Below are 13,680 nucleotides of genomic sequence, written 5' to 3'. Positions count from 1 at the left end.
AGGTGATTATATGGAAATTTTAAAAGTAAATAATTTATGCAAGTATTATGGTGAGAACAATACTCAAGTTAAAGCAGTAGATAATGTATCGTTCACAGTTAATAAAGGTGAATTCATTACTGTTGTAGGTGAGAGTGGTTCAGGAAAATCAACACTTCTAAATTTAATTGGTTGTGTAGACAAAGAAACAAAGGGAGATATTATTATTGATGGTGAAAATATAACTAATTTATCAGAAAATAAAAAAACAATTTTTCGTAGAAGAAAAATAGGGTATGTATTCCAACAATACAATCTTGTACCGTTATTAAATGTTTGGGAAAATATTGTGTTGCCTATTGAACTGGATGGAAGAACAGTAGATAAAAAAAGTATTAATGAAATTATCAAAGCTTTAAGGTTAGAAGATAGAGTTAATCATTTGCCAAGTGCCTTATCAGGTGGTCAACAACAACGTGTAGCAATTGCTAGAGCAGTTGCATCAAATCCATCGATTATTTTGGCTGATGAACCAACAGGGAATTTAGATAGTTCAAATAGTGATGAAGTGATGCACTTATTAAAAGAATGTGTTTTGAAATTTGGAGCAACTTTGATTTTAATTACACATAGTGAAGAAATTAGCCAGTTAAGTGACAGACTATTTAAAATGAAAGATGGCGTTTTAATTGAGGTAACATCATGATCACAAAGAAATTAGGAAAAAGATACTCTGAACATAATAAAGTAAGAGGTAGACTAATTGTATCCGTTATCTCTTTAGCTATTACGATGATGATTGTTGGTTTATTTCTTATGATATCAATGTTAAGTGATCACTATAAGTATGATGATATATATTATGGTAAGTTTGATATTGAGTTTTTTAACCTTGATAAATCAGATAGTGATATAGTGAAAAACAGTGATTTGACTAAAAATTATAGTGAAATTAGTGTTATTGGCTCTTTTGAAAAAGAAAGAGTAGAAGCAATAAATAGCGAATACCTAGATGCCTTTCATAGAGATATGAAGATAGGTAGTTTTCCAACTGAAAACGAAATTATTGTTAATAATAAGTTTTTAGAAAAATATGATTACAGTTTAGGAGATACTATTGAAATAATTACTGAAACTGGGATAAAACAAATGGAAATCACTGGTGTTATAACTGATTCTAAATTTCCTGAAATTGAAAGATGTAACATTTATGTAAATAGCGAATTTTATACTAGTGATAGAGTTAATATTTTAATTGAGTTAACTAGATCTAATGAGGAAAATATGTTTGCGATTGCAAAATTAATTGATTATGATGTTTATTCTTTAGGTACTACATCTAATTTAGCTGTTACAGGTGAATCATTGATTGGTTTTCTTGTTGTGGGAGTAATGGTTGTAATATTAGCGGTTGCATCAATTACAAGTATTTATAGTAACTCATTATATGAAAGAATAAGAACCATAGGTTTATTAAAATCAGTTGGAGCAACAAAGAAACAGTTAAAAAGTATTTTCTATAAGGAAATTGGTGATTTTTACTTAAAAGGTGTTGGATTTGGAACGGTTTTAAGTACTTTAATTTGTGCTCTATTTATTTTGATTCAGTCCAAAATGAAAGGTAATTCATTTTTAGCACAATTAAACATAAAGATATTTTTACTTGATGATGTGTTGAAGTTAGCATTAATAGGACTCTTATTTAGCTTACTAGTTGTTTATGCAAGTATTAGATGGTCAGTGGTTATTGCCTTTAGAAAAAGCACTAAAGTTGCATTAGTTGAATCAACTAATTTTGCTGGAAGTAAGAAGATTACTAAAAATAAAACCAGGTTATTTAAAAATCCAATTGTTAATTTATCGTATCTTAATTTGGTGAATAATAAACTTAGGACAATACTTTCAATAGTGTTAATTTCAATTTCAATAGCTTTATTTATAGGTTTTTCTAGTTTCTTTAATAGTATGAGTGCAGATGTTTTATCAGAAAGACTCCATGTTGGTGATTTGTTAGTTACAGGAAGTATTTCGGAAGAATTATTAGATGATATGAAATCTAATGATTTTATTGAAAAAATAGGTATTTTAAATAGAACTAAAATTAAAATTCCAAATGAATATATTGAAAACAACATTAAAGATAAAAATGTAAAAGATGTGATTACACGTGATGTTGACGGAAACGTAGTAATTGATATGTTTATTATAGATGATTATTTTAAAACTGAAGCAATAGAAAGATATGATTTAGATAAAAATCAAATTGTTATTAGGGATTTAGTCTACTTAAAAGATGGTGTAAAGAAAGTCTTTAAGCAAGATAAAATTCCACTAATTGTGGATGGAACTCAGATGAATGTAGATAATGTATTTCACAGTTTTAATAGTATGTTTAATTTTTACGAACATCAGGAAGAACAGTTTGTAGCGATAACTTCCACAAAAACAATAAGTCAAGAAGGTGATATAGTTGCTATTACAGTCAAAACAAATGGATCAATTGATAAATTAGCAGAATCACTAAAAAGTAAGTATAAGGACATCGATGTTTCGACTGTGAATGAAACAAAAGTTGAAGTAAAAAAAGAATTGTATCTAATAATGTTTGGGTTTTATGCATTTATAACTGTTATATCATTGTTAAGTTTAACAGTAATAATAAACAATTTATTTACTTCAATAATAACAAGGAAGAAAACAATTGCATTATATAGATGTATTGGAACTACAGATAAGCAATTGTTTAAGTTTATAATGTATGAAAATATCTTTTATGTTTTAGCAAGTACAGTAATTGGAGTTCCTTTAGGATATTTTGTAGGAAAAACAGTAACACTTTCTTTAATGAAAGAAAATACTCATTTTTTCTGGAATTTTCAAGAGTTGTCAATATTGTCTGTACCTTTGATGTTATTACTAATTTCGGTAGTGACTTATAAAGCATATAAATCAATTGCTAATGATTCAATTTCCGATGCGCTTAAAACATAAAGAATGAATAGATTAGAGTTAGCAGGTTACTTCGGTAGCCTGTTTTTTTGATAAGATTAACCCTTGACTTTAACAATATTAAAGGTTTTAATAATTTTATTAAAGAAAAAATTAAAATCAACTTTAAGAAAGAGGGTGTTAGCATGGATTGTTTGTCGATTTGGATATCTAATTTGGAAAATGAAGATATAAATTTCATAAAAAAATTTGTTTTGGCTTCAGGTTCACTAAAAGAGTAGCAAAAATTAGTTTCATAGTCAAACACCTTGCAATTGTATAAGAAAAAAGCAATAATTATTTCACAAGCTAAATCATGGTCCGTATTTGTTTACTCTTTTAAAAAATTTGTAAGACCTGTGAATATATCTTATAATTGTAGTGCCGATACATATTAGAACTCAAAATGTAGTACAATTGTACATTTTATCAAAAGTCCTGTAAAATGGGGTTTTTTTTAATGTTCAGGTACATAGGAATCTCCACCAGCAAATACAAGTATGGTAAATAATGCACTCAGCAAAGGGGAAAAGTACACCCAAAAATACTCTAGGTACAAATGAGTGTATTTTTTTATGAAATAAACATTTCATCTTTAAAAATTAACATATTTTTCTATTTAATTTATAACGTTTTCATAAATAAAGTTATTGCTGTTGACAAACCATTATTATATGATAGTAAATATACTTTTTACAAGGAGATGAGAAAATGGATACACTTAAAAAGAAATATGGTTTTTGGACAGCCGTTGCTATGGTTGTTGGTATAGTAATAGGGTCTGGTGTGTTTTTTAAGGCTCCTGATGTACTAGAAAGATCTGGTGGCAATCTATTATTAAGTTTATTAGCATGGATTGTAGGAGCTTTTGCGATGATCTTTGGAGCACTGGTTTTTGCAGAAGTTGCAAATAGAATTGAAAAAGTTAATGGTATTGTTGATTATACAGAAGAAGCTTATGGTAAATTAGCTGGATATATGATGGGTTGGTTTAAAGGGTTACTTTATTATTTCCCACTTACTGCCGTTTTAGGATGGGTAAGTTCTATGTACACTGTTCTATTAATTTATGGAAATACGAGATCAGCTGATGAAATTGTTAATAGTATAGAACATTGGTTAATTGCTGTAGTATATATAACAGTAGCATTTATAATAAATTTCATTGGTCCAAAATTAGCAGGATTTATTCAAGTCTCTACTACAGTTATAAAATTAATACCTCTTGTTTTGATTGCGATAGTCGGAACTTTCTATGGACTAATAAACGGTGTGGTTGTTGAAAATTTTGTTGAAGCAGGGAAATCATTTTCTAATTCAATAGGATCATTTACAACTGCAGTAGTAGCAACTGCATTTGCTTATGAAGGATGGATTGTTGCAACTACAATTAATGATGAAATAATTGATTCTAAAAAGAATTTACCAAAAGCTTTAGCATTAGGAACGATAATAGTATTTATTGTTTATGTAATATATTTTATTGGTATAGCTAGTATATTACCTACTAGTACAATAATAGCTGAAGGACATGGTGCTGTATCTATTGCTGCTAATATTCTTTTTGGTAAATTTGGTGGTACTATTCTTACTATTTTTGTGATTATCTCTTGTTTAGGTACCTTAAATGGTTTAGCTATAGCTTCTATAAGAACTCCATATTCACTTGCGGTCCGTGGTCAAGGACCATTTCCTAAATTTCTTTCGAAAGTTAATAAGCGTACCAACATGCCTTTAGGTTCTGTGATGTATGGCTTAGTCTTTGCTTTAACGTTTTTACTTGTTTGGTGTGGAAGTTTTGAAGGATGGTGGAATGGAAAATTTATTGATATATCAGAATTACCAATAGTATTAATATACTTTGCATATATGTTTATTTATATATGGGTTATGGTAACATTTAAAAATCTAGGATTTGTAAAAAGGTTCATATTCCCTACATTCGCACTTATTGGTTCGTTTATAATAGTTTATGGAGGTTTATCGAAGGAGAGTGCTGTAATTGATGTAACTATTTCAGTTGTAGGAATGCTAATAGGGATATTTTTCTATAGAAAAAATAATGTAGAGGAAATATAAAATCTAAATTATTATTATAGTTTATTGAAAATATATATTTATATGATGAAATAAAATCCAAAGTTAGACATTAGTCTATTCTTTGGATTTTTTTTCAAATGATGATGGTAAAGCAATAAAATATGTTGTTGAAGTCTTTTTTTATATAATCTTCAAAAATGAATAAGTATAAGTAGATTAAATCTTTTTATTTATGTTATTATATATATAAACTTAAGATAGTTAAAGCGAGGGGGTAACAATGAAAAAAGTTTTAGGGATAACAATAATTATATTATTAGTTCTTGTGTTTTTGTATGTTGGATATTTCATATTTGCGATGTGGCAATGGTGGGGTTGGGATGGAGTAGAACGTCATGATTTAAATGATTTTGTAGAAAAAAATTATGTTAATTATAATAGTGGTGATAATGCTGCCTTATTTTTCCCTGATTATGAAACATTATCAAATTATGAGTCCATTAGCTTTAATTATATTGATAATACCAGAAAAAATTCGCTTTAAAAAAATTTTCTATAATTTTTTATTTAGATGTAAATTATAGTGATAGTATATATGAAGAAAAAAAAGAAGAGTTATTATCTAAATACGAGTATTATGATAATCAAGAATTTTATGGTTATAAAATATTTATCATAAGCAATGAGGATAATGAGTTTACAGATTACAAAGATCATTTTGCAGTAATTTGTTACAATGATGAAGTTAAAAAGATTCGTTATATGTATTTTAGTGACACTAATGTTGACTCTCTACGTGGGCAAATCGTCCTAAATACATCGATAGAATGGCTTGAAGGATATACAAATGATTAAATGTATAGTAAAAATATTTTCTTATTGATATTCAGGATAACCAAAACTTATTTATATATATAATAAAAGTAGAAATGGAGAGGTGCTTATGAAAGTAATTGTTAATGAAAATTATGAAACATTTGTTGAAGAAGTATTAAATTATTATAGCTACAATATTATCCATAAAGAAAAAATAAATGAAAATACTATTTTTATTGTAGTTGCGAAATACTTTTTTAGATGTAATGGTATAGCCTCACTTTCAATGGTAATAACAAATATGGAAACTCATTGTGTAACAAGTATTGTTGGGTCTAGTGGAGTTTATGGTGTAACAAAATCATTTGAAAAAAGTTTATTTAAACTATTAAATTATCATGATATAACTTATGAAATACTTTAAGTGCAATATTGTTTTAAATTATTTTTGTTTATGTTGTAATAATGGTCTAAGTGGATAGATATACACTATTATTTTGATTGGGGATTAAAATCAATTAGAATTAATTTTTTGAATTAATATATAAGTTTTAAGTTTGTTAAACGAGATAGAAAAGAGATATAGTGATGTTTCTTGGAAAGGACTAAGTATGATGAGGTCATTTGGACCTTGGATGGAATGAAAGCAGAAACATCATGACACATTAGATAAAATATGTAAACACCTTAACCGTAAGCTAGGGGAGAGTATTATTATGAAGGAGAGATGTTTGATGAAAAAAATACTAAATTTAGTTATTATTGTAATGATTACTATTTTGTTGTCTGGTTGCCAACTAGTAACAGAAAGTAAAGTGAATAATGATAATATAATCAATGATAATAATGAGAAAGAATTTTATATACCAGTAAAAGTAAAGTATGATTTTGTTTTTGATAATAATTATTCAAATCCAACTGATATGAGTGAGTATATTTCGTGGAGTTATAATTGTGAAGGAGAATCATTATCAAAAAAAGTTACATGTTCTAATTACGGGAAAAGCTTTACAGGACCATTCACTTTCCATAATAATGTAAACTATGAAAATGGTATTTTAGAGAATACAACGCTTGAATATAGTTCTAATGGGACTGTATATTATGGGGAAAAACTTAATGGTATTATTGTTTATCCCAAAGTTATCTTTACTACCGAAGATGGATCTAAGACTAAAGTTAAAAAATTAAGTGGATTACAATTATCTAGGCTTACTTCTTTAACACAAACCATTACTGAATCAGGTGAGTATGAATCTGGTGAAATTGCAACAATCAAACTTGAAATAACTTTTGAGTCAATTGATGTATTGAAAACAGTTGAGGTCAAGGAATACAATGATTCTGATGAATACATTAAGTCAACGATTATAAAAGAGGACAATATTATAGATGAATTAGTTTTAAGTGATAGTACAGATTATGTTATTATTAAGGAAACATATGAAAAGGAAAATAATGTTACTTATGTTAATAGAAAATTATTAAACAAAGATGATTATTATCATTTGAAATTTCTGAATGAAATTGGTCTTGTTGAAAATAATTCTATTCACATAATATTTCCTGAATAATAATTGACTAAAAATGTACAGTCAATCTAAGGTTTATTAAAGTTTTATGTTGTATTATTGGATATACAATTAGTATTAGTTATTTAAAATCACTTAATTTTTCCTCATTTTTTAAAGTTATTAAAAGAATTTTAGTTAAAAAAATATTCTAACAATAAATAATAAAAACACTTGTATAATGATTTTAGATGTGCTACAATTGGTTCGAATTGAATAGGTGATATAAGTTACATAGAAATATGTATTAAAAGGGAACACGGTGAGAGCCCGTGACAGCCCCCGCTACTGTATTTGGCTAATAGCTTTTTACTTAAGTCACTGAGAGTAATCTTGGGAAGACAAAAAGCTGTACTTGATGCCATAAGTCAGGAGACCTGCTTTATTACTTGTGAACAAACATTTCGGTGGGAAATGGTGTGTGCTTTTTTATTTTTGCTGTCAAAAATTTTTGATTGCTTAATAGTTATGCTCATTTACCTTCCGAGATTAGTCGGGAGGTTTTTTTGTTCTTTGGAACAAAAAAAACACTCTTAAACAAGGTTTCATTAAAGATTGGGTTAAAGCAAATTCATAACATAAAAAAATTAATGCTTTTAACACATAAGAAAGGGGAGATTCCAAAATGAAAAAGAAACCATTTATATTTTTGATTGTTTTCGCAATTATGCTAGCATTGACAGGTTGTTTTAAGAATGTAGAACTTCCAAGCTTGAACTCATTAGAATATGATTCAACAAGAACACTAGCTAGCGTTGAATTACCAGAAGGATGGGAATGGGAAGATAGTACCATCGTTCCAACGGTTGATGTAACTACCTACAAAGCTATTTTTACAAAAGAGGATGGAACAAAAAAGGTCTATAATTTATCATTGTCAATATCTAAAACAACACCGACTTATCAAAAACCTACAAACATAATTACAGATTATGTAGATGCTAAAACACTAAATGATATTGATATACCTGATAGTTGGACATGGAAGAATGCTGACTCAGTTTTATTAGAGGGGGTAAATGATTATCTTGTGATATTCACTCCAGAAGATACAATAAACTATAATACAGTAGAAGTGAGTATTCAAGTAACAGCTTATCCAGGAATAAGTGCACCTGACTTAAATAACATAACCTATGACCCAAATATCACATTAGCTGACATTAATCTGCCTGAGGGGTGGGCTTGGGAAACAGTTTCTACTGTACCTACTGTAAATATTGGCGAATATAATGCGATTTTTACTTATAATGATAATTCAACAGTAAAAATATCTGTACCACTAGTCGTTGAAAAAGCGATACCAACTATTATTTCAAATCCAGTAGTAAGTAGTGAAGAATTGGTATATGGAAGTAGCTTACCTCAAATAACTGCGGGTGAAGCTAGTGTAGAAGGTACTTTTGCTTGGGTTAATTCTGCCTATACAATGGAAATAGGTGAAAATGAATGTGAATGGACATTTACACCAAACGATACAGATAATTATAATATAGTGACAGATACTTTAGTTTTATCTGCTGATAAAGCGACACCTAATATAAACACAAATCCAACGGCAAGTAATGAAGGTTTATTATACGGAAGTGCTTTACCTCAATTAAATGCAGGTGAGGCAAGTGTAGAAGGTACATTTACCTGGGTAAATTCTACCTACACAATGGAAATAGGAGAAAATGAGTGTGAATGGATATTTACACCAACTGATACAGAAAACTACAATACTATATCTGGTATCATTGAACTGAATATAGATGCACGAGCAAAATTTGAAATTAATGAAGATGAAGCAATTATTAGAGTATTTGATAGCGAAAATACTTTGGTTAGCGCTGTTGATGGGTATTATTTATTAGATGGAATGAATGAATACACCTATCAAGTAACTAAGACAGGTTTTGTAGCACAGACTGGTACGATTGACGTAAATGGTGGTGTAATAGAAATTACATTAGTAGCACCAGTTGGTAATCAGCCGACATCGGTAACATCTGATTGGTATAACTTTAGAAACAGTAATGCCAATATGGGAATTACAGATGCATTAACTCCAATAGAAGGAGAATTGCTTTGGGCTAAAAAAGTAGCAACAGGTTGGACTGATGCACCAAGTATCCAAATTATTGTTGATGATAGTTTGATAGTAATGGCAGGTACATCAATAATAAAATATAATTTAGAAACAGGAGATGAAATTGCAAGAGGTACAATGGTAGCTGCAACAAACTGGGGTTATACACCAGCGACTTATGCAGAAGGAATGATTTTTGTGCCACTAAGTAATGGTAGAATCCAAGCGTTTAATGCCAAAACATTAGAATCACTTTGGATTTACCACGATGCATTAGTTGGTCAATCTCTATCTCCAATCACTTACTCAGATGGATATATTTATACAGGCTTTTGGAATAGTGAAACAAAAGATGCAAACTTTGTTTGTATATCAATCACAGATGAGGATACAACATCTACTAATGAAGAAAAATTATCAAGTTGGACACATACACAAGCAGGTGGTTTCTATTGGGCAGGTTCAGTAGTTATCGGAGATGCAGTTATAGTTGGAACAGATGATGGAACATCTAGTTATGATAGTGATTCAGCTAAGCTATACGCTTTTAATAAAATCACTGGAGAAATCATCAGTGCACTTGATATAACAGGTGATCAACGTTCAAGCATCGCCTATGATGAAGAAAATAATAAGATATACTTTACAAGTAAGAATGCATATTTATATTCTGCAACAGTAGATAGTACAACAGGAGAAATTAGTAATTTAGAATCTGTAGAGGTATTATCAGGATGGCAGAGTACAAGTACACCAGTAGTGTATAATGGAAGAGTATATATTGGATTAGGACAAGGCTTTTCAAGTGGTAAGTTAGCAGTAATCGATACAGAAAACTTAGAGTTAATTTACACGGCAGATATGTCTGCCTATCCACAAAACTCATTACTTCTTTCTACAGCGTACCTTGGAGAAGATGATACATTGTATATCTATTCTACTTATAATGGTTATCCAGGTGGAATTTATGCAATAACAGATAAACCAGGACAAACTGAAGCGAATGGTTATGATTTATTTATACCTGATTCAGCACAACAACAATACTGTATTACAAGCATAATCGCAAGTAAAGACGGTGTTTTATATTATAAAAATGATTCAGGTTATGTATTAGCAGTAACTCAAGTAAATTATGACACATTAAAGACTGATGCTAAGACTGAATTAGAAAACTATGTAACTCTTAATGATTATAGAGATGAACAACAACTAGAGATAACAAATTTAATTGCTGATGGGAAATTAGCGATTGACAATGCGATAAGTTCTAGTGAGATAGCTAATGCTTTAAGTGATGCTAAGGCCATCATTGATCTTGTTAAAACTGATGCAGAACTTACTCAAGAAGAATTAGAAAATGCACCTACTATTGTCTCAAATCTTGAAGAGGGAAAAACTTACACTAACAGTAAACTAACCTTTGATATTTGGGCAAAAGACAAAGCTGGAAATAAGATTAACAGTAGTGATGTCGTAATAATCTGCAATGGAGAAAACGTCTTGATGAATTGGGATGATGTAGAAAAGACAAGCTATAGTTTAGAGTTTGTTGAATACGAAAATATTATTACTATTACGGCTACAGCAAATGGTTATTCTAAAACAGTTACTTATACGGTCTATTATGAAAAAGGTCCTACTACAGTTACGATGGCAGTAGAAGCGCACACAATCGGTTGTGGCTATCTTGTTGAGCCTATGGTTATTACATTAGATGATAATTATTTAAGTGCAATGAGTGAGCATTTCTTTGGTTCTATAGATATTGATAGAATGGAAGAAGGTCTTAATGGTTCTTATTTACTTGCCTATGTTTTAGAGGTAGAAAATGGTTATACTTATCAATCTAGTGGAAGTTTAGACAGTGGTTTTTATTTGTCACAGATAGAAGGATTTACACATCAAGATAATACACCAGAAGTATTAAGACAGAAAATAGAAGAAGAGGGTGGTTCGATTGATACACCATCTGATAATAATACATTAGGTGAATTTGAATATACTTATATGTCTGGTTGGATGTATTCAGTAAATGATGTATTCCCTAATGTTGGTTTTGCTGATTATAATCCACAAGATGGAGATGTAATTAGAGTTCAATTTACATTATTTGGTTATGGTCGTGATATTGGTGTTGGTGGTTTCTGGGGAGAAAATTTCTTTGAAGACGTTAATAAAGCTGAGTTGACAGCTTTACTTGCTCAAATTAATACCTTAGGTCTTCCACAAGAACAAGCATACACGGATGCTTATGTAGCTATTCAGGAAATTGGAACGACTCAAGCTGCTTTAGATGTAGCTTACCAAAATCTTTACGAGGCATACAAGGATGATATACAATGAAACGATTAGTATTACTGCTAATTGCAATTGTACTTATTGGCGGAATGGGTTTCCCTTCCGCCAATTCGGCATTTGCTAAGGAAAGAGATTTTGATTTAGAAGAAGTAATAGAAGATCTTATAAATTGGAAAAAATCAGATGTTGGTGCTACAAACGAAGAAAATCTAATCAATAGTACTTACTTACAGTTTGCTGGAACTACGCCTGGAGACTGGTATCCAATCGGTTTAGGTAGATACAATTATTCTGATGATTATAATGCTTACCTTGCCGTTATAACTGATAAGATAAATGAAAGATATCAAACACCATATAAGTTGCATAAAGCAAAAGCTACTGAGTGGCATAGAATTTCACTTGCGGTAACAGCTATGGGTGGAAACCCTACTGCTATTGGTGAATATAATGGGAATCCAATAGATTTGATTGCTGATGGCACATACAATAGAGGGGGAACTGCATCCCCAGGTAGACAGGGAATCAATGGTTGGATTTGGTCTTTAATAGCGCTAGACAGCAGTAGATATGAGGTGCCAGAGGATGCTTATCATACAAGACAAGATTTTATCGTTGAAATATTAAAGACACAACTTGTAGATGGTGGATTTGCACTATCTGGTAAGGTATCAGACCCTGATATAACCGCAATGGCTATGCAAGCCTTAGCACCCTACTACAATAGTGAGATCGTTTTCTCTTATACCTCTAGTAAAATAAAAGATGATAATAATCAATATATAACGATGGAAAAATCTGTCAAGCAAGTAATCGATGAATGCATTGCTTTGCTATCTAGTGTACAAACTGATGATGGTGATTTTTCTAGTTGGGGAATGCAAAATGTTGAAAGTACGGATCAGGTCTTAGTTGCACTTTGTAGCTTAGGTATTAATCCTGAAACGGATCCAAGATTTATTAAAAATGGTAACACCTTAATTGATGGTATTATGAAATATAGACTTGATAATGGTGGATTTTTACATTCCTTTACCTATGACCCTGACAATCCATCATCAAAACCTGATGAAGCTAATACGATGGCTAGTGAGCAAACATTATATTCTTTAGTTTCTCTTTATAGATTTAGTAACAATATGCGCACTCTTTATGATATGAGAACAGAGTTTACAACAGATGAAAGACAAGTACTTGATAATACCATTAATTCAATTAATAACTTAAATGATACTTCAACCAAGAGTGAGGTTGAAGATGCATTACAGTTGTATTATTCAGTTCCAACCCTTGATAGATCTTATATATCTAATTATTGGATTTTATCTAAATATACAAAGAAATATAACTTAAAATTGCCAAATGAGAAATTAAATTATAGTGGAAATAATAGCGGAGAAGAAGATATAATTCTTTATTTTACTGAGAGTAATAAAATAGCTACTAATAACTTGCCAAAAAGTGAAGACTTAACAACTAAGTACTATGTTGAGGTTGTTAATTTGCGCTATATTTTGGAACATTCTGAGGCGTTTGAAGGTAAAGAAACTTACAAAATCAAGTTAGATATGACATATAATGAAATTTTAGCTATTCAAGCAGAAATAGATAGAATAAATGAAGAAATTCAAGATAAATTACATCCTTTTGACAATATAGGACTAAAGGATAAGGAAACGATAAATGAATTAGTTAATAGATATAATGCATTATCAAATTATGATAAAACGAAGATTACTCATTATGAAGATTTATTAAAATCAAAAACTCAAGTTGATAATTTAACAACTGCTCTGTATATAGGTAGTGTTTTAGGAATAGTAGCTATCAGTCTTTCAGTCTATATCGTTTTAAATATTAGACATAGAAAGAAAAAAAGGTTAGAAAAATTTATGCCAGAGAGTGAGGAATAGT

Annotated in this window: 8 protein-coding genes and 1 riboswitch; all 8 genes read left to right on the top strand. The window is 29.9% G+C overall.

What is annotated here, in order from left to right:
* The first annotated feature begins 10 nt into the window (after positions 1-10).
* The 8 genes from KHQ81_06645 (at position 11) to KHQ81_06610 (ending at position 13,679) form a co-directional block, all read left to right on the top strand.
* Positions 11-685 (top strand): ABC transporter ATP-binding protein, encoded by a 675-nt coding sequence (locus KHQ81_06645; protein ID QVK19361.1) that lies wholly within the window; start codon positions 11-13, stop codon positions 683-685.
* Positions 682-2,970, top strand: a complete 2,289-nt coding sequence (locus KHQ81_06640; protein ID QVK19360.1) for an ABC transporter permease — start codon at positions 682-684, stop codon at positions 2,968-2,970. Before KHQ81_06645 ends, KHQ81_06640 begins: the two co-directional genes overlap by 4 nt.
* 708 nt (positions 2,971-3,678) lie before the next feature.
* The gene (locus KHQ81_06635; protein QVK19359.1) at positions 3,679-5,046 is read left to right on the top strand and encodes an amino acid permease; all 1,368 of its coding nucleotides are present in this window, start codon (positions 3,679-3,681) and stop codon (positions 5,044-5,046) included.
* A gap of 241 nt (positions 5,047-5,287) precedes the next feature.
* Positions 5,288-5,551, top strand: a complete 264-nt coding sequence (locus KHQ81_06630) for a hypothetical protein (GenBank protein QVK19358.1) — start codon at positions 5,288-5,290, stop codon at positions 5,549-5,551.
* A gap of 399 nt (positions 5,552-5,950) precedes the next feature.
* Positions 5,951-6,247 (top strand): hypothetical protein, encoded by a 297-nt coding sequence (locus tag KHQ81_06625; protein QVK19357.1) that lies wholly within the window; start codon positions 5,951-5,953, stop codon positions 6,245-6,247.
* Between the two features lie 310 nt (positions 6,248-6,557).
* Entirely contained in the window at positions 6,558-7,397 is an 840-nt protein-coding gene (locus KHQ81_06620; protein ID QVK19356.1) for a hypothetical protein, read from the top strand.
* A gap of 207 nt (positions 7,398-7,604) precedes the next feature.
* A riboswitch (cobalamin riboswitch) is annotated at positions 7,605-7,794 on the top strand.
* Between the two features lie 225 nt (positions 7,795-8,019).
* Positions 8,020-11,811, top strand: coding sequence for a PQQ-binding-like beta-propeller repeat protein (locus KHQ81_06615; protein QVK19355.1), 3,792 nt, complete (start codon positions 8,020-8,022; stop codon positions 11,809-11,811).
* On the top strand, positions 11,808-13,679 hold the full coding sequence (locus KHQ81_06610; protein ID QVK19354.1) for a terpene cyclase/mutase family protein: 1,872 nt from the start codon (positions 11,808-11,810) through the stop codon (positions 13,677-13,679). Before KHQ81_06615 ends, KHQ81_06610 begins: the two co-directional genes overlap by 4 nt.
* Position 13,680 lies beyond the last annotated feature (1 nt).

It is taken from the genome of Mycoplasmatota bacterium, assembly GCA_018394295.1.
Taxonomy (GTDB): Bacteria; Bacillota_I; Bacilli_A; order Haloplasmatales; family Haloplasmataceae; genus JAENYC01.
The sequence above is the reverse complement of the archived record's forward strand: the minus strand, read 5'-3'. Positions and strand labels throughout refer to the sequence as shown.